Below are 20,055 nucleotides of genomic sequence, written 5' to 3'. Positions count from 1 at the left end.
ACGATGTTCCGTCGCTCCACCACCCGCTACGGGACCACGCCCGAACCCGTGACGCCCTATCAGAAAGCAGCGCAGGTTTGGGACGAACGGATCGGTTCCGCCCGCGTCCAGGCAAGAAACTGGCGGCTGATGACGTTCGGATCGCTCTTTCTCTCGGCAGGGCTCGGGGCCGGGCTGGTCTGGCAGTCCGCGCGCGGCACCATCACGCCGTGGGTGGTGCAGGTGGACCGGCTGGGGCAGACGCAGGTCGTGGCCCCCGCGACAGCGGGCTATATGCCCGCCGATCCGCAGATCGCCTGGTATCTGGCGCAGTTCGTCCACGACGTGCGCGCCCTGTCGTCGGACCCTGTGGTAGTCCGGCAGAACTGGCTGCGGTCCTATGATTTCACCACCACGTCGGGCGCGCAGGCGCTGAACGATTATGCCCGCCTCAACGATCCGTTCTCGCGGATCGGGCACGAGCAGGTCGAGGTGGATATCGCCTCGGTGATCCGGGCCTCGCCCGGCAGCTTTCGTGTGGCCTGGAGCGAGCGCCATTACCGCGACGGCGCTTTTGTTGGCACCGAGCGCTGGACCGCCATCGTCTCGGTCGTCCTGCGCACACCGCGTGACGCCGATCATCTGCGGAAAAATCCTCTGGGTATCTACGTCTCCGCCATCAACTGGTCGAAGGAGCTGGGCCAATGATCCGTCGTGCTCTTCGTTTCCTCCCGCTGTTTGTCCTGCCTCTTGCAGGCTGCGCGCAGCATTACCACCCGCCGATCATCCGCTACGATGATGCCGCTCAGGCCCTGCGCCAGCCCGATCCGCCGAAGCCGGTGCAGGTCGTGGAGGTTCCAAAAATCCTTCCCCTGCCGGGCCAGCTCAAGCCGCTGCCGCCACGACGCACGGCCCATCCGGTGCCCGAAGTCGCCGACCCGACCGTGCGCGTGACGCAGGCCAATCTGGCGGCGCGTATCCAGCCGACGCGGGCCGGTTATGTGAACGCGGTGCAGGTCTATCCCTATTCTGCCGGCGCGCTCTATCAGGTCTATGCCTCGCCCGGTGAGATCACCGATATCATGCTCCAGCAGGGTGAAAAGCTGGTCGGCACCGGGCCGGTGGCCGCTGGCGATACCGTGCGCTGGATCATCGGCGATACCGAGAGCGGGGCGGGGGCCACGAAGCGCATCCATATCCTGGTCAAGCCGACCCGGCCGGACCTGGCTACCAACCTGATCGTCAATACGGATCGGCGCACCTATCTCGCCGAACTGCGCTCCACGCCGGTGACGTATATGGCGTCGGTATCGTGGGACTATCCCGAGGATGATTTGATCGCCCTGCACCGGCAAAACGATGCGGCCGATGACATTGCTCCTGTGGACGTGGGTTTGGATCTCGACGCGCTGAATTTCCGTTACGCCATCCAGCCGGTGAAAGGCGCCACACCGCCCTGGTTACCCAGCCGGGCTTTCGATGATGGGCATAAGGTCTATATCGCTTTCCCATCCGGGATCGGGCAGGGGGAACTGCCCCCGCTCTTTGTGCTGGGGGCCGATGGTGGGCCGGAACTGGTCAATTACCGGGTGCGGCAGAACTGGATGATCGTGGATCGCCTGTTTGCCGCCGCCGAACTGCGGCTGGGCGACAAGCATTCCGAGCAACGGGTGCGCATCGTCCGTACCGACGGACGGCGGACATGACCGGGCAGGCGCCGACAGTGGGCGAAAATCCCGCAGGTGCTGCAACGCCGCCGCCCGATCTGCGTCTGCGGGCCGATCGGCCGCGCGTGGTGCGTCTGTCGCGCACCGTGGTCTGGTCGCTGGGCGGGGTCGGCATGGTCGCGGTGGCCTTCGCGCTGGGTTACGCCCTTCAGGCCAGCCATAGGCCGCCGTCCACGTCGGCCACACAGGATACCGATGTCCGTCCCTCGGCCGACGGGCTGGCGGGGCTGCCCTCCGATTATATCGGCAAGGACGTGCCGAAACTCGGGCCAGCGTTGCCCGGTGATCTCGGGCGCGCCATCCTGCATGCGCAAGGGCAGGGGAAGGCGGCCTCCGGTACCGAAGACCACCGCGCCGCGCAGGAGGCCGAGGCGGCGATCGCCAGCCGGCTGTTCGTGCAGACGGGGGAGCGCGACCGTGCCAGTGACCAGGCGATGCCACCCGTGCCGGGCGCTCCTGCCTCTCAGGGGCGGGCGTCCACCACGGACGGACCACAGGCTGGAAACATTGCCTTCCTGGAAGGGCAGCCGGATCGCGCGACAACCAGCCCCGATCGCATCATGCCGCTGGTCTCGCCCTACGTTCTCCAGGCGGGCACGGCGATCGCTGGCGCGCTGAACACGAAAATCAGCTCTGACCTACCGGGCCAGATCGTGGGCCATGTGACCCAGAACGTCTATGACAGCCCGACCGGGCGCTTCCTGCTGATCCCACAGGGCAGCCTGCTGTTCGGGGCCTATAACAGCAGCGTCTCCTTCGGGCAGCAGCGCACCCAGATTATCTGGACCCGGCTGATTTTCCCGAATGGCGAAAGCCTGGTGCTGGAAAAGCTGCCCGGCGGCGACGCCATTGGCCAGTCCGGCCTGTCCGACGAGGTGAACAGTCACTGGGGGCAGTTGTTCAAAGCCGCCCTGGCCACGACCCTGCTCAGCGTGGGCTCCGAAGCCGGGACGTCATGGAACGAGAACAACCTGATGCAGGCGATCCGTTCTGGCGCCAGCAACGGGTTTTCCATGGTCGGTAACCGGCTGATCGATCGCAGTCTGAACGTCCAGCCCACCCTGACCGATCGGCCGGGGCTGCCCTTTACCGTTCTGGTCGGGCACGACCTGCTACTCAAACCCTACCGGGATCAAGGACATATACGATGACGGACCTGAAAATCCGGGAACTTCCCGATGAGAAACCGGTCAGAATGACCGTGGCGCTACCCGCCGACCTCCATCGTGACCTGCTTGCCTATGCGGCACTTCTTTCCGGCAACGATGGGGCGATGGACCCGGCCCGGCTGGTCGCGCCCATGCTTCGGCAGTTCATGATGTCGGACAAGGGATTCGCCAGGGCGCGGAGGCAGGCAAAAGCAGCATCGTCGGAAAAGTAGCCTCACGGCCACGGCTGATGGGCTTCGATATATCGGGCGAAGCTCTGGGCGCAGGGATTCTCATTGTCGGGCCGCCAGACAATGCCGAATTCCAGATGGGAGGAACCGCCTGCGTCACGGATTTCCATGATCGCGATGTCGTGGCCATGCTGATCGCGGATCAGCGGCAGCCACGAGGCCGGAAGTAGCGCGATGCCTTCCTTGTTCTGGACGAGTGCGACAACCCGATTGCTGCCGATATCATGATGACGGATTCTGGGATGGATATCGGTTTCACCGAGTTTTCGCCGGATAAGTTCCTTGAAATCATGACCGGCATTATCACGTCCGATCAGGAATGTTTCATGACGCAGATCTTGCCATGAGATTTCCCGTCGTGTCGCCAGAGGGTGATCGGTGGAGAGCGCCGCCACGATGCGGTCGCTCCAAAGGGGCATGACGCGCAGGACTGGCGTCAGATTGCGACGTGTGACGACCGCGAAATCGATCTGTCCGCGCTGGAGCCGACGCACCAGTCTCTTGCCTGTGCCCTCGGAATAGCGAAAGATGATATCGGGATGCGTAGCACGGAACTCCGCCGTGAAGGCCGAGAGGCGTCCAGGCAGGACGCAGGTCTGGATGCCGATGGAGATCTGGCCATTCTCGCCCTTGCCCGTCCGCCGAGCGCGGGCGTTCATGCCAGCCACGTTATCCAGGATCATCTGGGTCCAGAGGATAAATTCTTCACCGAAGGCTGTCGGGGTAGCACCGGCCGGGGAGCGGGTGAACAGCCTGACATTCAGCCGCTCTTCGAGGTTGTGCAGGGAGCGGCTGACGGCCGATTGCCGGGTGTTCAGGAAACGTGCCGCGCCGTGGATACTGCCTTGCTCGGCGATTGCCCGCACGCATAGGAGTTGCCACAGATCGAACGGTGGGCGCCGCATGGCCCGTCACACCATCTTGCCACGGCATGGTTTCAAAACCGTATTGTCCGTTAATTGTATAAAACGAGCATAGATGGGCAGAATAAACATGGCAGTTTTATCCTGTGATTGGGTGTTGTTACGCCTCCGAAAACATAGCTAAATAAAATGACGCTGATAAAACTCATCTTGCGGAGACATTAATGTCTCCGCCCTGTTCAGAAATTTTCTTGATGTGATTTAGCATTCGTAGCCGTAAAATACCACTTACCCACCGGATGCATATCCAATAGGGAAGAAATAGCCGCTTTGTTTTTCTATCTGTGCATTTTATTCGCGTTTCTGTAGTTAGGAGGCACTCGCCTTTTGTAATTGACGTTACCATAATTGATACAAACACTTTATAGAAACCGGGCCGAGTAAAATGGATAAAATCAGAGGGGGATCGCATCACAGGAGATGTATTCGAAGAATCGAATGTGCCTAAAAGGCCGCGTATGATTTCTTTGGAGGGAATTTCGCGAAGGACGATAAAATCTTCAAAATCAAACATATCCGTTGCATCAGATGCTTTCAGACGTCGCGCCGGAAAGCGTAGCGAAAGGAAGAAACGGATAAGAGGGTCGTCCCTCAGCTTGAATGCCAAAGCGATTTTGAACAATGAGTTCTGATCGCTTCTGACCTTGATTGCATGTTGTTCTTTGAAATCATATTCAGGCGACACTTGATCGAGATCGGATGACGTTGTGAGAGTTTCGCCGCGCCGGATAAGAACATTCATGATGCGATCGGTAATATTCACGACTGCCAGCCTCCCCCAAGTGCGCGAAAGCATTCAACTGCGGCGCGATCCTCTTCTGCCCGCATGGATGCCAGTCGATCCTGCGCGTTCAATAAGGTGATGTTTGCTTGAAGGGCATCATTTAGAGCCAGAGTGCCCGCTGTATAGGACTGCCATGTGAGAGCCGCAGCATGGTGCAACGCTTCAACATTATGCATTTGTGACGCGATCGCTTGCCGTGTCTGGGAAAGATGAAAGAATGCATCTTCTACATCTTCTGCTGCGCGTAACATGGTGGCCTGATAGCTGGCGAGCGCCTCTGCGTAACTACCACGAGCACGGGAGACATCGCTGGATATTTTTCCGAAATCGAAAATGCGCCATCGTAATGCTCCTGTCGCAGTCGGCTGGAATCCAGGCGCAGTGAATAGCTGTTGCGGGCTCATACTTTCGAAACCCAGCGCGCCCTGAAGAGATATTTTTGGATAATAATTTGCCAGAGCCTCGCCGATGCGGGCGTTGCTTGCTGCCAGTCTTCTTTCCGAGGCGATAACATCGGGCCGACGCCGGAGAACTTCCAGAGGCTGCGCATTCGCGGATGGTGCGGGAACAGCGGGTAATTCAGCATAAATCCTGAGTTCTACAGCGTATGTTCCGGGCTGTGTTCCCATCAGGACATCAAGTCGGTTTGACTGCGTTTCCTCATCTTTTTCTATATCGATCATGTTTTGCCGGGCGGCCTCGACGACTACTGTAGCAGAGGACAATTCCCGGTCGTCGGCAACATTTCGACTGCGACGCTGCCGGATAAGGTCCATCATCTTCTGGTTGGAGGTGAAAACATCCCTGGCTATGCGTAGCCGGGCCTGATCGCCCCGGATGCGGAGGTATGTATCGGCAGCCTCGGCCGCGAGGCTCAGTCTCGTACCATCACCTTCTGCCTCAGCAGCCTGAAACTCATCCCGTGCGGCTTCGTGTGCTCTTCTCAAACCGCCGGCGATGTCCAGTTCCCAACTTGCCACCCCACCGACGTTGTACTCGCGATAATCCCGATTGAAGTGTGGAATTTCCCGAACAATGTGACCGATGAGTCCTTCTTCGGACAATCTTGTCGCCGAAACCTGAGGGGAAAAATCGAGAGTTGGTAACATCTGTGCGGCTGCTGAGCGCGCGATTGCCCGTCCCTGAAGCACTCTCGCATAGGCTGCCTTCAGATCAAGATTCTGGGTAAGCACTCGGGACTCAATTTTATCGAGTTCTGTATCATGAAATGATTTCCACCAAGAAACCGCGTTCTCCGAGGAAGATATCGAGAACGCTGTTTTGCTGACATTGTGGAACGGGATAAGCGATATTTGTGGTGTCCGATAGTTCGGACCGACAGCGCATGCCGTCAGGCATGACATCACTGCGGCGAATACCGACTGTCGAATAATGGCTGCGGCGGGGCGGCGTCTCGCCCCTGGGTAAATAAGGCAACGCGTTCCTTCCTTCAGGGTACGGTTCTGAATCACCTGGGGAACCTCTGTCATGAATTGGTGCAGCCGCATGGAGTGTGTCGTATGACGTGTTCCATAAATCGTCACTCATTGTCAACGTGAGTAGCTCAACGTATGAATTAAGTGTTCCCTTTTTCGACGTGAGGTTCGGATGCAGTCAGCAGGCAAAGGTCAGAGAGGCCCGATAGACCATGAGCGGCGGGAGCAGATTCTCGATGCCGCCAATGAGCATTTCCGCCACTATGGATACAAGAAAACGACTGTCGCTGACCTTGCCAAGGCGATCGGTCTCTCGACTGCATATATCTACAAGTTCTTTGATTCCAAACGGGCTATCGGCGAAGAGATCTGTCGCCAGTGTCACGAGCGGGTGATGGCGGACGTCAAGGATGCCATGGGCTCCGGCAAACCAGCGTCGGAGAGGCTTCGCCTCATCTTTCTGACCCTTGCCCGTGACGGAATCGACCTTCTGTTCAATGACCGGAAAATGCACGACATTGTGCTCGCGGCTCTGGAAGAAGGCTGGTCGACGGCCGCCGACTTCGACGCGGAATTGCTGTCACACGTCAGATCGGTGATTGCCGATGGCAGGGACGCAGGAGAGTTTGAGCGCAAGACTCCACTAGAAGAAGCCTGCCGTGGAGTGGTCCTTGCACTCCAGCCTGTCAGACATCCCGTGCTTCTCGAGTTCAATCATAATACCCTTATTGAGGATGCCTCTCTCCTGGCCGGCCTGGTGCTGAGGAGCCTTTCAGTATAGAATTAACAAGTGACGAATTGACAATATAATCACTCGCGGCGAAGATGGCTCCCACGATGTATCGAGGGAGCAATTTGAATGCCGCCAAGAAGACGGTTTTTCGGGAAGTGGCTGGGCATATTGCTCCTCATGCCCGTAGTTGGTTGCAATAGGCATACGCCGTCAGATCCGCGCACGGCTCCGCGTGCCGTCCTTGTGATTGTTCCCGGCAGCACGACCTCTTCGTCCCCGATATATCCCGCTGTCGTCGCAGCACGCGTGCAGCCCACGCTTGCCTTTCGTGTTGCGGGGAAAATAGTTTCCCGGAAGGTCGACGAGGGTCAGGTCGTACATCGCGGTGATGTACTGATGACCCTCGACAGAACCGATCTTGCGCATGACGTGACCAGCCAGAGCGCTAATGCGGCATCCTTGCGTGCGGCCTGGGAGAATGCAGCGGCTGACGAACGTCGTTATCGGGGTCTGGATCAGACGGGCGCCGTGTCGAAGTCTTTCTACGATGGAATACGCAGTCGTGCCGAAAGTCTCCACGCACAACTCATGGCGGCGGACGCCAATCGCAGGATCGCGACTGACCGGGACGACTATACGGTTTTGAGGGCCGACCATGACGGTACGGTGCTTTCCGTTTTTGCCGAGGCCGGTAATGTTGTATCGGCAGGCCAACAGGTCCTGACCTTCGCATCAGCCGGTCCTCTGGAGGCGTCGGTTGATCTCCCCGAAGACATGAATCTTCCTATCGGCTCTTCAGCGATCGTTTCAGATGCAAAGAGCGATCAGATCATCACGCGCGCCGCGTCGCTCCGCCAGATCGCCGCTATTGAAGATACTGCAACGAGAACGGTGAACGCACGGTACATCATCCCGAATTTTCCGACGAACTTACGGATCGGACAGACGCTCACTGTTACGCTGACATCGTCACTGTCCGACGATATGGTCGTTCCTCTTTCTGCTCTTTTCGATATGGGAAGCGCACCGGGCGTATGGATCATCGAACCATCTAACAAGAAGGTCGCGTTTCACCCGGTGCCTCTCCGGCGTGTTGAAGGCAGCGCGGCTGTTATAATGCCCGATCAGAGAATGCGCGACCTGCGTGCTTCCGGCGAATTACAGGTGGTCGCTGCTGGTGTCCATGACCTCCATGCGGGGGAAGTTGTGACGATCGCGCCTGACCAGGCGCAGATGCAATGAAGGCGTTCAATCTCTCGGCATGGGCGGTTAGGGAACAGGCGATCACGCTGTTCCTGATCGTCGCGCTCGCCCTATCCGGTGCCTATGCTTTCTTTGCACTCGGCCGTGCAGAGGAACCAAGTTTTACCGTCAAGACGCTGACAGCTACTGTTCTATGGCCAGGCGCTACAGCAGAGGAGGTACAGGATCTGGTTGCCGATCCGCTGGAAAAGCGCTTGCAGGAGCTGACCTGGTATGACCGGGTGGAAACAATGGCACGCCCCGGCATGGCGGTCATGATGCTCACCCTCAAGGACAATACACCTCCATCTGCCGTGCCGGAGGAGTTCTATCAGGCGAGGAAGAAACTGGGGGACAGCGCGCATGTGCTTCCACGAGGTGCTATTGGCCCCTTCGTCAACGACGAATATTCCGACGTGGTCTTCACGGTTTATACCCTTGAAGGCAGGGATGTTCCGCTCTTCTTGGTGACCCGTGCTGCGGAGACCGTGAGAGAGAAGCTTCTGCATGTGCCAGGGGTCCAAAAAGTAGCGATTGTCGGGGAGCAGCCGGAGCGGCTGTATATCGATCTCTCACACTCGAAGCTGGCGGAACTCGGCCTGAGCGTAACGGACGTTATCCAGACGCTTCAGGAACGGAATGATGTTGTAGATGGGGGTTTTGTCGAAACCAGTGCCAGTCGGATTTATGTTCGTACGCGGCAACCACTGTCGCGACCGGACATTATCGGAAACACAACGATCAGTGTGGGGGGCCGGACTGTTCGACTGGGTGATATCGCGGCGGTCCACACAGGTTATGAGGAACCACCGGATTTTCTGACCCGTCATAACAACCAGTCCAGCCTGGTTCTCAATGTTGTCATGCGGCCTGGCTGGAATGGCCTGAAGCTCGGTGCTGCGCTGTCTCATGCTGAAGATGGGATCAACCGGAGCCTGCCGGTCGGGATTACGCTCACGCGGATCGTTAATCAGGCGCAAAATATTCACGCGGCCGTCGGCGAGTTCATGTTGAAATTCTTCGTGGCGTTGAGCGTCGTCATGTTGGTCAGCTTTATCAGCCTCGGCTTTCGTGTGGGTCTCGTTGTGGCAGCTGCCGTGCCTCTGACGCTGGCAATCGTCATGATCCTCATGCTTGTAACGGGGCGCGCGCTCGATCGGATCACGCTTGGCGCCCTGATCATCTCACTTGGACTTCTTGTCGATGACGCGATCATTGCTATTGAAATGATGGTCGTGAAGCTTGAGGAGGGCATGAACCGTATTGCGGCCGCGTCCTACGCATGGTCTCACACGGCGGCACCGATGCTCGCGGGAACACTCGTGACGATCATTGGTTTTACACCTATCGGTTTTGCACAATCAGCCGCAGGTGAATACGCAGGAAACATCTTCTGGATCGTCGCGTTCGCTCTCATCACGTCATGGTTTGTCGCCGTTATTTTTACGCCTTATCTGGGTGTCAAATTTCTGCCTGATCTCCGGGCAGCACATGCGCAGCCACCGTATCAATCCGCACGGTATGAGCGTTTCAGGCGGCTGGTCCGCAGCGTAATAACTCATAATAAGGCCGTCTGTGCAGGCGTGGTCTGCCTGTTCGTGCTGGCGTTTGTCGGTATGGGATTTGTGCGGCAGCAGTTTTTTCCCAGTTCGGATCGACCGGAGCTGCTGGCAGAAGTAATAATGCCGAAAGGAGCACCCATCGAAAGCACGGCCGAAGCAGCAAGGAAAGTCAGTGACTGGCTACAGAAGCAGCCTGAAACTCTCAGCGTCACAAGCTATATCGGTGGGGGCGCTCCCCGGTTCTTTCTGGCGTATAATCCGGAACTGCCTGATCCGGCATTTGCAAAAATCGTTATTATGACCGCAAACGCGAAGCAGAGAGACAGGCTGCGCGATAGCTTGCGCCAGGAAGTCGCGAAGGGCCTGGCGCCAGAGGCCAGGGTGCGTGCGACCGAGTTCGTCTTTGGTCCTTATACGCATTTTCCGATCATGTACCGCGTCATGGGGCCGGACGCCCAAACAGTAAGTCATATCGCTCAGCAGGTCAGCGATATTGTCCGGGCCGATCCCGAGACGCGGCAGGTGAATACCGACTGGGGAGAAAAACAGCCATCCCTGCATTTCGTGATGAATCAGAGCAGGCTGGCGCAGTTGAGTCTCTCACCTGACACTGTCTCGCGTCAAACCCGATTTATGTTGCAGGGCATAAGCGCGGCCCAGGCTACCAAGGATATTCGGTCGGTTGATCTGATCGTGCGCTCCGACGGCCAGTCTCGTGCAGACCCGGCCCGGCTTCTCGATCAGGATATCATTGCCGGTGACGGCCGTCGTATCCCGCTGCGGCAGATCGGCATGCTGGAATATCGCAGCGAAGAGCCTGTTCTGTGGCGGCGAGATCGCATTCCGACGATGACCGTGCAGGCGGATATCAATGATCAGCTTCAGCCGCCCGAGGTCGCCGCGCGACTGGACAAAGTGCTGCAGCCTTTGCGAACGACCCTTCCAGAAGGGTATCGTATTGAAACGGGAGGTAATACCGAAGAGTCCGCGAAGGCCAACGCAGCAATGGCACCGATTTTTCCGATCATGATTCTGCTCATGCTCGGGGTTATCGTTGTCGAAACCCGATCTCTATCGGCGATGACGATGGTCTTTCTGACGGCACCTCTCGGCCTCATCGGAATGGTTCCCACGCTTCTCCTGTTTCACCAGCCCTTCGGGTTTAATGCGATCCTTGGTCTCATCGGTCTTTCAGGCATCCTGATGCGCAATACGCTGATTCTGATTGGTCAGATCCACACTAATCTGGCAGACGGCATGGAGTTTTCCGATGCAGTTGTCGAAGCCACGGTACAACGGGCACGCCCTGTCATCCTGACGGCCCTGGCGGCAGTCCTGGCATTCATTCCACTGACTGAGTCGATTTTTTGGGGAGCACTGGCATTTACTCTGATTGGCGGAACTGCCGCCGGTACCGTGCTGACACTCCTTTTTCTGCCAGCGTTATATACTCTCTGGCCGAGGAAGTCATTGGGGACGATTCATGCCGAACATGGCTGATATTTCCCGCTTAGATCTTTGCTTTCTGCACATATTGCTGTGATATGACCTCAAAACGGCAGGAACTGCCTTCATGTCTCAGCAATCTCCGTAGAGACCCGGTACGGGGATAAAACCCGGTAGATCGCGGACGCGATCGAGCCAGCGCATAAGAGCCGGGTAGGGGGTAAGGCTGATACCGCCTTCGGGTGCTAGTGCAAGGTAGGGAAAGAGAGCGCAGTCGGCAATTGTAGGCCGGCGGAGCGCAAACCAGTCCTGTGTCTCGACATGCGCATTAAGCACCGGCAGGAGTTTGTCGGTCCAGCGCATGGCAGTGCCCATATCGAGGGGATACCCGAATTTCCGGATCAGACGGGCGGCGTTGGGGCCGTTGCGCACCTCGCTCGACGCCACTGAAAGCCATTGCGTGATGGTGGCCTGTGACATGGCGTCTTCAGGCCACCAAGCGCGGTCCGCCAGCCGGGCGGCAAGGTAAACCAAGATGGCCTGAGAGTCCCGAAGTGTGAAGTCACCATCCACCAGAACCGGGACTTCCCCGAACGGGTTCAGTTTCCGGAAATCCGGATCATGGTTCTCACCTGCTGCGAGATCGACCGGAACGAGATCCAGCTTCGTATCGGTCAGGGCCGCGAAAAGCCGGATCTTGTAGCAGTTTCCGGAGACGTCCAGATCATAGAGAAGCATCACGGAGTGTCCTGTGGTTGGAAATTAAGAGGGCAGGAGACAGACGGAGCTTGCCCGGCAGCACCATGGGCTCTAGTGTGACGAACGACTGTTCGTGAGTCAAAGGCGAAATGAGAGAACCCGTTCCTATCCACCAGATCGTTGTCGAAGCCCGCGAACTGTTTCGCGAATATGGCTACGAAGGGGCATCCATGCGCGATCTGGCCGATCGCGTGGGTCTGCGTCCGCAAAGCCTCTACACGCGCTTTCCGTCGAAGGAATCGCTGGTGCCAGCAGTGCTGGCCCTGACTCTCGACGATACGCTGGTCGATCTTCCGGATCCAGCGGGGGACTGGCGTGCTGCCTGGCGGATGCTGATCGGGAGGATCGCGGAGACGTTCGAGGCACGAGGGCGCTGCGTGGGATTGCATCTCGCGTATGGCGTGACGGCGCAGACACCGGACGCTCGGGACGCGGTGCGGACGTTTTTCGCACGATTGCGCGATGCGATGGCCGGGATTCTGGACGCCGGGGAAGTTTCTGAACCGGTATCCGTCGCGACGGATACACTCGCGCAACTCGAAGGGGCAACGCTCTGGATCACGACCGAGGGCGACATGGAACCGCTCCGGCATGCTGTGGAACGTGCCCTGTGTATTGGTGATCGGGAAGGGAGACCACTGTGATCGAAACCAAAAGATTGTGTCTCTCGCTTCATCAGATGACGGATTTCCACGATCTACATACGATGTGGAGCGATCCGGATGTCGTTCGACACATCAGCTGTGTTCCATCGTCGGAACAGGAGTGCTGGTTTCGCCTTCTTCGCTATCGGGGCCTGTGGGATCTTCTGGGTTATGGATACTGGTGTGTCCGCACGAAAGCGGATGGGCGCTATGTCGGCGATGTCGGCTTCGCCGATTGGAAGCGCGATATCGAGCCATCTCTGGACGCTGCGCCGGAAGCCGGCTGGGTTCTGGCGCGCTGGGCGCATGGCAAGGGATTTGCGACCGAAGCCCTTCAGGCTGCATTGGCATGGATGGACGGGCGCGGCGTGGATCGCACGGTCTGTATCATCGCACCGGAACACGCGACGTCGTGCAGGGTCGCGGAGAAATGCGGATATTTTCTGAAAGGCAGCGCTTGTTTCCGAGCGGAGCAGACGCTGCTTTTACAGCGCAAGAGGGACGATCGGTGATGGACGCTTCCGTAACGACATACCGTGCCTGGAGCTGGCACGCGCCGGGCGAGCCCGAACAGCTTCAACTGGTGGACCGGGCCTTCGTGTCTCCAGGACCGGGTGAGATCGTCGTGCGGAATACCATGATCGCGCTCAATCCCGTTGACTGGAAAGTCATTGCCGCCAGTCCCGACGGACGGAGGCCGGGGCATGTGCCGGGCGTGGACGGTGTCGGAATCGTCGCGGAGGTCGGCGACGGCGTGAGTATCCCCCTGGGAACGCGGATCGCATATCATCAGGGGATCGGCAAACCGGGTAGCTTCGCGGAATATACGATCGTGGATGCCGATTGTGCGCTCGTTATTCCCGACGGTGTCAGCGACGAGAGCGCCGCCGGAATTCCGTGTCCGGGGCTGACGGCGTGGCAGGCGCTCGCCAAGGTACCGGATATGCCGAACCGGGATGTACTGGTGACCGGGGCTGGCGGCGCTGTGTCGCTGATCCTGGTGCAACTGGCATTGCGTCGGAACTGGCGTGTCTGGGCGACCGCGTCGCCGGCTCATCACAAACGGCTGCTTGCGTTGGGCGTTGCCGGTACGTTCGATTATCGCGATGAGCGCTGGCGTGCGCAATTGACCGTAGCTCTCGGGCCGCGCCGCCTCTTTGCTGTATTCGACACCACGAGCGGGGCGTATGCACGCGGTCTGGCGCCACTGGTGGGGTATAACGGACATCTGGTCTGCATTCAGGATCGGCTGGAATCACTGCCTCTGCCGCCGTTCACGACGGCGCTGTCCCTGCATGAAGTCGCGCTGAACAGCGCGCACGGCCATGCGACGGCGGAGAACTGGCGGGAGTGGCGCCAGGCCGGAGCGCAGTTGCTCGACGCTGTGCGGATTGGTGCCCTCGGCCTCCAGCCGCATATAGTCACCGCGTTCGATGACCTGCCGGCAAACCTCTCCGCCCTGAAGCACGGGCGCATCAAGGGGAAAAAGATTCTCGTGCGCATTGAGGCTTGAAGCCGTAATACCAGCGTGCCCGTACCCTCAGTGACGCGCGCGAGTAGAGTTTCCAAACTGTGTGATGACTGACTTCGGGCTGTCAGGGGTTTCGAAGCGTAGACTAATGGCAGCAACGGGGGGGGAGGGCGGAAGGTCTGGTCTGAGCATCAAAATTAACGAAGCCGACGGTCCTGATCTCTGTTTTCTCACATAGAATAGCTTGACTTACGACAACATATCCGTGATCGTCGATTTATGGATACAGAATCCGCCCTTGCCGCACTCGGCGCCCTGTCGCAGTCCACGCGGCTGGAAATCTTCCGCCTGCTGGTGCGCCACGAACCGAACGGGCTGCCGGCCGGAGACGTCGCGCGGCATCTCGATGTCCCGCAGAACACGATCTCGGCCCATCTCGCCACTCTGACCCGTGCTGGCCTGCTGACCTCGCAGCGCCATAGCCGTGTGATTGTCTATCGTGCCTGCCTGCCGCGCCTACGGGAACTGATGCTGTTTCTCGTCAAGGACTGCTGCGGGCAAAGCCCTGAACTTTGTGAGCCACTGGTTGCAGAACTGTCGTCCTGCTGCCCATCCGAGTGAGCCCCCCAATGACCGATCGCGTCTTCAATGTCTTGTTTCTGTGTACGGGTAATTCCGCACGTTCAATCTTGGCCGAGAGCATCCTGCGCAAGGATGGTGCCGGCCAGTTCAGGGTCTTCTCCGCCGGTAGCCATCCCAAGGGGCAGGTCAATCCTCTCGCCTTGAAAGTGCTGGCGAACTTCGACTACCCGACCGAGGGACTGCGTTCCAAGCCCTGGGATGAGTTTGCTGTTGCGAACGCTCCCGTTATGGATTTCGTTTTTACCGTCTGCGATGACGCTGCTGGAGAAGTCTGTCCGGTATGGCCGGGGAAACCCATCACGGCCCATTGGGGCATTCCCGATCCGAGTAATGTTTCGGGAACCGATGCCGACCGGGAGCGAGCGTTCGTCTCGGCGTTCAAGGGTCTGAAGAACCGGATTTCCCTGCTTGTCGCATTGCCGCTGGCCAAGCTTGCGACTGCAAGTCTGGTGACGAAATTGCGCGACATTGGCATCGAGCCAACCGGCGTCACGATCTATCATAACCCGGATTGCGGCACATCGCGCAATACGCTTGCCCTGATCCGAAATACGGGGATCGAGCCAACCATCATCGAATACCTCAAAACACCGCCATCGCGCGCCGAACTGGTCAGTCTGATCACGCGCATGGGGATCTCGGTTCGCGATCTCCTGCGGCGCAAGGGCACGCCCTATGATGAGCTTGGCCTCGATAATCCGGCCTTGAGCGATGACGACCTAATCGACGCCATGATGGCGCATCCAATCCTGATCAACCGGCCCATCGTCGTCACCCCGCTGGGTACGGCACTCTGCCGTCCGTCCGAGGTGGTTCTGGACATCCTGCCCAACCCGCAGAGAGGCGCTTTCGTCAAAGAGGACGGGGAGAAGATCGTCGATGAATCCGGCAAGCGGATCGTCTGATGCTGGCGCTTCTGATTTTCGTTGCCACGCTGGTTTTTGTCATCTGGCAGCCTCGGGGGCTGGGTATCGGCTGGAGTGCCATGGCAGGCGCCGCCGTGGCCCTGGCGGCTGGCGTGATCCACTGGCACGACATTCCTGTCGTCTGGCACATCGTCTGGGACGCAACCTTTACCTTTATCGCGCTGATCGTCATCTCGCTGTTGCTGGATGAGGCCGGATTCTTCCATTGGGCCGCCCTGCACGTCGTGCGCTGGGGCAAAGGGCGAGGCCGGACGCTGTTCCCGCTGATCGTGGTGCTGGGAGCGGCCATTGCGGCTGTGTTCGCCAATGACGGCGCGGCCCTGCTGCTGACGCCCATCGTCATCGCCATCCTCACGCAGCTTCGCCTCAGCCCTGCTGCGGCGCTGGCCTTTATTATCGCCACTGGCTTCGTCGCGGATACCACCAGCCTGCCGCTTGTCATCTCCAACCTGGTGAACATCGTCAGCGCCAATTTCTTTGGCATTGCGTTCGATCGCTATGCCGCGATCATGGTCCCTGTCGATCTGGTAGCACTTGGTGCAACGCTTGCCGTCCTGTGGCTGTGGTACCGGCGGCAGGTGCCTGCGACCTATCCCGTCGCCGAACTGCCCGCACCTGCCACGGCCATTCGTGACCACCATGTATTCCGGGCGGCATTTCCGCTGCTGGCCCTCGTTCTGGCGGCCTATTTCCTGACAGCGCCGTTTCATATCCCGGTCTGTGTCGTAGCCTGCCTGGCCGCCGGAACCCTGTTGCTCGTCGCCGGGTATGGCCGGGTGATCCCTGTTCGCAAGGTGCTGCGGGGCGCCCCGTGGCAGATCGTGATCTTCTCCCTGGGCATGTATCTGGTGGTCTACGGGCTGCGCAATGCCGGGCTGACTGACTACCTTGCGACCGCACTGGTCTGGCTTGGCCATCAGGGGACGTTCACGGCCACCATCGGCACCGGCTTTCTGGCGGCTGTTCTGTCGTCCATCATGAACAATATGCCGAGTGTGCTGGTCGGGGCGCTGGCGATCCAACAGGCTCACGACATCACGCCGCTGACACGCGACCTGATGATCTATGCCAACGTCATCGGCTGCGACCTCGGGCCAAAATTCACGCCGATTGGTAGTCTCGCAACACTGCTGTGGCTGCATGTGCTGGCATCCAAGAACCATCGGGTCACATGGGGGCAGTATATGAAAGTTGGACTGGCGATTACGCCGCCCGTCCTGCTGGCAACACTCGCGGCGCTGGCTCTGTGGCTGCCCCGGATCAGCCATCCGTAATGCACGAAGGGACCGATATCTATGACCGAATCTGAGCTGCCCGCCCTGCATCCTGAATATCTCGAACGGATTGACCTCGCGCGGCTTGAGCCACACCCACGGGATGACCATCCGCCGCGTATCCTTCTTCTCTACGGCTCTTTGCGCCCCCGATCCTTCAGCCGGTTGCTGGTGCTTGAGGCAGAACGCATCCTGAAGGTGCTGGGGGCCGAGACACGGGTGTTCGACCCGACCGGCCTGCCGGTAGCGGATTCCGTGCCCGCAAGTCATTCGAAGGTGCGGGAACTGCGGGAACTCTCGATCTGGTCTGAAGGCCAGGTCTGGTGCAGCCCCGAACGGCACGGCAACATCACTGCCGTGTTCAAGAACCAGATCGACTGGTTGCCCCTGACCGAAGGCTCGATCCGCCCGACGCAGGGCCGCACGCTGGCGGTCATGCAGGTTTCGGGCGGATCGCAGAGCTTCAATTCCGTCAATGCCCTACGGGTGCTGGGCCGGTGGATGCGGATGTTCACCGTCCCCAATCAGTCCAGCGTGCCGATGGCCTATACCCAGTTCGGTGACGATGACCGGATGAAGCCATCCCCCCTCTATGACCGGATGGTAGATGTCATGGAGGAGCTGATGAAGTTCACATGGCTGCTGCGCGACCGGACCGACTACCTCGTTGATCGCTACAGCGAACGCAAGGCGGAATTCCGTCTCCCGGAAAGTCTGTGAGCCGGGCAATGGCGGAACAGTTCGATGTTGTGATCGTGGGAGGCGGTCAGGCGGCCCTCGCCGCGTCGTATTTTCTACGACGGACCGGACTGCGTTACGTCATTCTTGATAACGGGACGCAGGCGGGTGGTGCATGGGTGCATGGCTGGGACTCCCTGCATCTGTTTTCACCCGCGTCCTACAGTTCGCTGCCCGGCTGGCCGATGCCAGACACGCCGGATGGCGGCTATCCGACCCGTGACGAGGTGTTGGACTATCTGCACCGCTACGAGGCGCGCTATGCGCCGCCGATCCGCCGTCCGGTCATGGTCGAGTGTGTGGAGCGCGCGAACGGAAAACTTCTGACTGTCAGAACCAGCGCGGGTGATTTTCTTGGCCGTGCGGTTATCGGGGCGACCGGTACGTGGTCAGCCCCCTTTGTTCCCGATGTCGCGGGGCGTGACCTCTTCGGCGGGACGCAACTCCATTCCAGCCATTACCGGAATGCCGCGCCCTTTGCCGGCCGACGTGTGCTGGTGGTGGGTGGGGGCAACTCCGGGGCACAGATTATGGCGGAGCTGTCGCTTGTCGCTCAGGCAACATGGGTCACGCTGCATGACCCCGTCTTCCTGCCCGATGACGTGGATGGACGGGTTCTGTTCGAGCGGGCGACCGCTCGCGTTCTCGGCGGCCCGTCGGCCATGCCTGCCAGCGGTTTTGGCGATATCGTCATGGTACCACCTGTGCGCGCCGCCAGGGAGCGAGGCGTGCTCCACGCGGTGCGCCCGTTTGTACGTATGACCGCAACGGGCGTCGTCTGGCCCGACGGGCGGGAAGAAGCCATCGACGCGATCATCTGGTGTACCGGCTTCCGACCCGCGCTCTCCGCATTTGCGCCACTCGACGTGATCGAGCCGGACGGGCTGATCCGCGTTAACGGGCAGCAGGCCGTCAGGGAGCCACGTCTCTGGCTGCTGGGTTATGGCTCCTGGTGTGGTCCTGCATGCGCTACCCTGCTGGGGGCGGGTCGTGTCGCCAGATCCATGGTCCGGCAACTGGCGGCGTGGCTTGCGTCGCCAACATAGAATGTCTGCTTATTGAAACCTTGAGCAAGCTTATACATGGCCGCGATGAGGGCGACTGCTGCCTGTCCGCTCTGCTTCTGCTATGCCGACAGGCAGATTGCTGCAGGAATTGTCCATAACGCTTCGCCGTCAATCTCAATCAGCAGCTGTGTTCCGCTGGACAGAATGCGCATACCGATCCCCCCACTTCTTGAGCGCCTGAATGACCGGCTTCAGCGTCTTTCCCAACTCGGTCAGGGCATATTCCACATGCGGCGGTACCTCGGGGAAGACGGTGCGTGACACCAGCCCATCCGCCTCAAGTTGGCGCAACTGGTTGGTCAGCATCCGCTGCGTGACGTTGGGCAGGCGGCGGCGCAGTTCGCCGAACCGCAGCACCCCGTCCTCGAACAGATGATACAGGATCAGCGCCTTCCACTTGCCCCCGAACAGTTCGAGCGTGGCTTCCACCGTGCAGCCGGGGCTACAGGCCAGCGTGGTGTGACGGATGCGGGGCATGGTATCATTCCTGACACTAGTGGCGGTTTATGTGCGTTCTTGCGCACACCAGAGGGTGGGTCAATGTTTACATGCAGGCCGGACGGATGGCCTGCATTTGTAAACAGGGTTGATTATGTCTTCACCTTCTTTATTCGGACCTGTGCGGCTGGGCGACCTGTCTCTGGAAAACCGGATCTTCCTGCCACCGCTGACACGCTGCCGCAGCACCCAGCCCGGGGACATCGCCAACGCGCTGATGGCCGAATATTACGCGCAGCGTACGCAGGCGGGGTTCCTGATTACCGAGGGCACGCAGATCGAACCCCGCGGGCAGGGCTATGCCTGGACACCGGGCATCTACTCACCTGAGCAGGTCGCGGGCTGGAAACTGATCACCGATGCCGTGCATGCAAAGCAGCGACCCATCTTCGCGCAGTTATGGCATGTCGGTCGGGTCTCTCACCGCGCCCTGCAACCCGACCATGAAGCTCCGATCGCCCCGTCTGCCGTTGCGGCAACAGGCGTGAACGTGTTCATCCCCACCGGGCCGGGCACGGGAAAGCTAGTGCCTCCCGACATGCCACGCGCACTCTCCATCCCCGAAATCCATGAACTGGTGGAGATGTATGCGCAGGCAGCGCGCAACGCACTATCCGCCGGGTTCGATGGGGTGGAGATCCACGCGGCCAATGGCTACCTGATCAATCAGTTTATCTCCGAACGGGCCAATTTCCGCACCGATGCCTATGGCGGTAGCCTGTCCAACCGCCTGCGCTTTCTGCGTGAAGTAGTGGAGGCCGTCTCCGCCGTGGTTACGCCTGGCAGGATGGGCGTTCGGTTTTCC

21 protein-coding genes and 1 pseudogene are annotated in these 20,055 nt (G+C 59.4%); 17 read left to right on the top strand and 5 right to left on the bottom strand.

Annotation, left to right across the window (positions count from 1 at the left end; translation table 11 throughout):
- The first annotated feature begins 3 nt into the window (after positions 1–3).
- The 4 genes from trbF to HNH97_RS07345 are packed head-to-tail and all read left to right on the top strand — an operon-like array spanning position 4 to position 3,087.
- On the top strand, positions 4–687 hold the full coding sequence (gene trbF / locus HNH97_RS07360) for a conjugal transfer protein TrbF (RefSeq protein WP_007396825.1): 684 nt from the start codon (positions 4–6) through the stop codon (positions 685–687).
- Entirely contained in the window at positions 684–1,685 is a 1,002-nt protein-coding gene (trbG, locus tag HNH97_RS07355) for a P-type conjugative transfer protein TrbG (protein WP_045543510.1), read from the top strand. Before trbF ends, trbG begins: the two co-directional genes overlap by 4 nt.
- A complete protein-coding gene (locus HNH97_RS07350; RefSeq protein ID WP_039998459.1) occupies positions 1,682–2,857 on the top strand; it encodes a TrbI/VirB10 family protein in 1,176 nt (391 codons plus the stop codon). The genes trbG and HNH97_RS07350 overlap by 4 nt, the downstream gene beginning before the upstream one ends.
- Positions 2,854–3,087 carry a DUF2274 domain-containing protein gene (locus HNH97_RS07345; RefSeq protein WP_007396822.1) on the top strand — a complete coding sequence of 78 codons (234 nt, stop codon included), beginning with the start codon at positions 2,854–2,856 and terminating at the stop codon, positions 3,085–3,087. The genes HNH97_RS07350 and HNH97_RS07345 overlap by 4 nt, the downstream gene beginning before the upstream one ends.
- Before the next feature lie 2 nt (positions 3,088–3,089).
- Here the strand turns inward: HNH97_RS07345 and HNH97_RS07340 are convergent, their stop codons facing one another.
- The 3 genes from HNH97_RS07340 to HNH97_RS07330 all read right to left on the bottom strand — a co-directional run bounded on the left by HNH97_RS07340 (position 3,090) and on the right by HNH97_RS07330 (position 6,302).
- Positions 3,090–4,010, bottom strand: a complete 921-nt coding sequence (locus HNH97_RS07340) for a LysR family transcriptional regulator (protein ID WP_099347859.1) — start codon at positions 4,008–4,010, stop codon at positions 3,090–3,092.
- A gap of 163 nt (positions 4,011–4,173) precedes the next feature.
- Complete coding sequence (locus tag HNH97_RS07335; RefSeq protein ID WP_007396820.1) at positions 4,174–4,791, bottom strand: hypothetical protein; 618 nt, start codon at positions 4,789–4,791, stop codon at positions 4,174–4,176.
- Entirely contained in the window at positions 4,788–6,302 is a 1,515-nt protein-coding gene (locus HNH97_RS07330) for an efflux transporter outer membrane subunit (RefSeq protein ID WP_230975727.1), read from the bottom strand. The genes HNH97_RS07335 and HNH97_RS07330 overlap by 4 nt, the downstream gene beginning before the upstream one ends.
- 118 nt (positions 6,303–6,420) lie before the next feature.
- Here HNH97_RS07330 and HNH97_RS07325 point away from each other — a divergent pair, with 118 nt between their 5' ends.
- The 3 genes from HNH97_RS07325 to HNH97_RS07315 all read left to right on the top strand — a co-directional run bounded on the left by HNH97_RS07325 (position 6,421) and on the right by HNH97_RS07315 (position 11,285).
- Positions 6,421–7,029, top strand: coding sequence for a TetR/AcrR family transcriptional regulator (locus HNH97_RS07325; RefSeq protein ID WP_007396818.1), 609 nt, complete (start codon positions 6,421–6,423; stop codon positions 7,027–7,029).
- A gap of 195 nt (positions 7,030–7,224) precedes the next feature.
- The gene (locus tag HNH97_RS07320; RefSeq protein ID WP_007396817.1) at positions 7,225–8,223 is read left to right on the top strand and encodes an efflux RND transporter periplasmic adaptor subunit; all 999 of its coding nucleotides are present in this window, start codon (positions 7,225–7,227) and stop codon (positions 8,221–8,223) included.
- Positions 8,220–11,285: an efflux RND transporter permease subunit gene (locus HNH97_RS07315; protein WP_007396816.1), complete on the top strand. Its 3,066-nt coding sequence runs from the start codon at positions 8,220–8,222 to the stop codon at positions 11,283–11,285. Before HNH97_RS07320 ends, HNH97_RS07315 begins: the two co-directional genes overlap by 4 nt.
- A 78-nt stretch (positions 11,286–11,363) precedes the next feature.
- On the opposite strand, the gene HNH97_RS07310 is transcribed toward HNH97_RS07315, so the two are convergent.
- Positions 11,364–11,969, bottom strand: coding sequence for a glutathione S-transferase family protein (locus HNH97_RS07310; protein WP_007396815.1), 606 nt, complete (start codon positions 11,967–11,969; stop codon positions 11,364–11,366).
- A 110-nt stretch (positions 11,970–12,079) separates the two neighbouring features.
- On the opposite strand from HNH97_RS07310, the gene HNH97_RS07305 reads away from it, so the two are divergent.
- The 9 genes and pseudogenes from HNH97_RS07305 (at position 12,080) to HNH97_RS07270 (ending at position 18,731) form a co-directional block, all read left to right on the top strand.
- Entirely contained in the window at positions 12,080–12,634 is a 555-nt protein-coding gene (locus tag HNH97_RS07305) for a TetR/AcrR family transcriptional regulator (protein ID WP_007396814.1), read from the top strand.
- Positions 12,631–13,146: a GNAT family N-acetyltransferase gene (locus HNH97_RS07300; RefSeq protein ID WP_039998457.1), complete on the top strand. Its 516-nt coding sequence runs from the start codon at positions 12,631–12,633 to the stop codon at positions 13,144–13,146. The genes HNH97_RS07305 and HNH97_RS07300 overlap by 4 nt, the downstream gene beginning before the upstream one ends.
- Positions 13,146–14,147 (top strand): zinc-binding dehydrogenase, encoded by a 1,002-nt coding sequence (locus HNH97_RS07295; protein ID WP_171790464.1) that lies wholly within the window; start codon positions 13,146–13,148, stop codon positions 14,145–14,147. The genes HNH97_RS07300 and HNH97_RS07295 overlap by 1 nt, the downstream gene beginning before the upstream one ends.
- A 237-nt stretch (positions 14,148–14,384) precedes the next feature.
- Positions 14,385–14,726 carry an ArsR/SmtB family transcription factor gene (locus HNH97_RS07290; RefSeq protein ID WP_007400752.1) on the top strand — a complete coding sequence of 114 codons (342 nt, stop codon included), beginning with the start codon at positions 14,385–14,387 and terminating at the stop codon, positions 14,724–14,726.
- An 8-nt stretch (positions 14,727–14,734) separates the two neighbouring features.
- A pseudogene (locus HNH97_RS17895) lies at positions 14,735–15,073 on the top strand (arsenate reductase ArsC); the annotation flags it as partial.
- Positions 15,074–15,220: 147 nt separating this feature from the next.
- Entirely contained in the window at positions 15,221–15,652 is a 432-nt protein-coding gene (gene arsC, locus HNH97_RS17890; RefSeq protein ID WP_040000225.1) for an arsenate reductase (glutaredoxin), read from the top strand.
- Complete coding sequence (locus HNH97_RS07280; RefSeq protein ID WP_007400750.1) at positions 15,652–16,947, top strand: arsenic transporter; 1,296 nt, start codon at positions 15,652–15,654, stop codon at positions 16,945–16,947. Before arsC ends, HNH97_RS07280 begins: the two co-directional genes overlap by 1 nt.
- A gap of 21 nt (positions 16,948–16,968) precedes the next feature.
- Entirely contained in the window at positions 16,969–17,667 is a 699-nt protein-coding gene (arsH, locus tag HNH97_RS07275; protein WP_007400749.1) for an arsenical resistance protein ArsH, read from the top strand.
- Positions 17,668–17,675: 8 nt separating this feature from the next.
- A complete protein-coding gene (locus HNH97_RS07270) occupies positions 17,676–18,731 on the top strand; it encodes an ArsO family NAD(P)H-dependent flavin-containing monooxygenase (RefSeq protein ID WP_159263357.1) in 1,056 nt (351 codons plus the stop codon).
- Positions 18,732–18,866: 135 nt separating this feature from the next.
- Here HNH97_RS07270 and HNH97_RS07265 read toward each other — a convergent pair whose 3' ends face one another.
- On the bottom strand, positions 18,867–19,229 hold the full coding sequence (locus HNH97_RS07265) for a winged helix-turn-helix transcriptional regulator (protein WP_171790463.1): 363 nt from the start codon (positions 19,227–19,229) through the stop codon (positions 18,867–18,869).
- A gap of 115 nt (positions 19,230–19,344) precedes the next feature.
- On the opposite strand from HNH97_RS07265, the gene HNH97_RS07260 reads away from it, so the two are divergent.
- Positions 19,345–20,055 (top strand): oxidoreductase (locus HNH97_RS07260; RefSeq protein WP_456305398.1); only part of this gene is annotated, 711 nt, incomplete at its 3' end.

The organism is Gluconacetobacter entanii (assembly GCF_013155425.1).
GTDB classification, from domain to species: Bacteria; Pseudomonadota; Alphaproteobacteria; order Acetobacterales; family Acetobacteraceae; genus Novacetimonas; species Novacetimonas entanii.
This window is presented reverse-complemented; position numbering and strand designations above follow the sequence as displayed.

Bases quoted from the DNA above. Each gene is read 5' to 3' on its own strand.
- trbF (WP_007396825.1), top strand. From the start codon at position 4: ATGTTCCGTCGCTCCACCACCCGCTACGGGACCACGCCCGAACCCGTG.
- HNH97_RS07265 (WP_171790463.1), bottom strand. From the start codon at position 19,229: ATGCCCCGCATCCGTCACACCACGCTGGCCTGTAGCCCCGGCTGCACG.
- HNH97_RS07325 (WP_007396818.1), top strand. From the start codon at position 6,421: ATGCAGTCAGCAGGCAAAGGTCAGAGAGGCCCGATAGACCATGAGCGG.
- HNH97_RS07345 (WP_007396822.1), top strand. From the start codon at position 2,854: ATGACGGACCTGAAAATCCGGGAACTTCCCGATGAGAAACCGGTCAGA.
- HNH97_RS07280 (WP_007400750.1), top strand. From the start codon at position 15,652: ATGCTGGCGCTTCTGATTTTCGTTGCCACGCTGGTTTTTGTCATCTGG.
- HNH97_RS07295 (WP_171790464.1), top strand. From the start codon at position 13,146: ATGGACGCTTCCGTAACGACATACCGTGCCTGGAGCTGGCACGCGCCG.
- trbG (WP_045543510.1), top strand. From the start codon at position 684: ATGATCCGTCGTGCTCTTCGTTTCCTCCCGCTGTTTGTCCTGCCTCTT.
- HNH97_RS07305 (WP_007396814.1), top strand. From the start codon at position 12,080: ATGAGAGAACCCGTTCCTATCCACCAGATCGTTGTCGAAGCCCGCGAA.
- HNH97_RS07310 (WP_007396815.1), bottom strand. From the start codon at position 11,969: ATGCTTCTCTATGATCTGGACGTCTCCGGAAACTGCTACAAGATCCGG.
- HNH97_RS07340 (WP_099347859.1), bottom strand. From the start codon at position 4,010: ATGCGGCGCCCACCGTTCGATCTGTGGCAACTCCTATGCGTGCGGGCA.
- HNH97_RS07350 (WP_039998459.1), top strand. From the start codon at position 1,682: ATGACCGGGCAGGCGCCGACAGTGGGCGAAAATCCCGCAGGTGCTGCA.
- HNH97_RS07290 (WP_007400752.1), top strand. From the start codon at position 14,385: ATGGATACAGAATCCGCCCTTGCCGCACTCGGCGCCCTGTCGCAGTCC.
- HNH97_RS07330 (WP_230975727.1), bottom strand. From the start codon at position 6,302: ATGACAGAGGTTCCCCAGGTGATTCAGAACCGTACCCTGAAGGAAGGA.
- HNH97_RS07315 (WP_007396816.1), top strand. From the start codon at position 8,220: ATGAAGGCGTTCAATCTCTCGGCATGGGCGGTTAGGGAACAGGCGATC.
- HNH97_RS07270 (WP_159263357.1), top strand. From the start codon at position 17,676: ATGGCGGAACAGTTCGATGTTGTGATCGTGGGAGGCGGTCAGGCGGCC.
- arsH (WP_007400749.1), top strand. From the start codon at position 16,969: ATGACCGAATCTGAGCTGCCCGCCCTGCATCCTGAATATCTCGAACGG.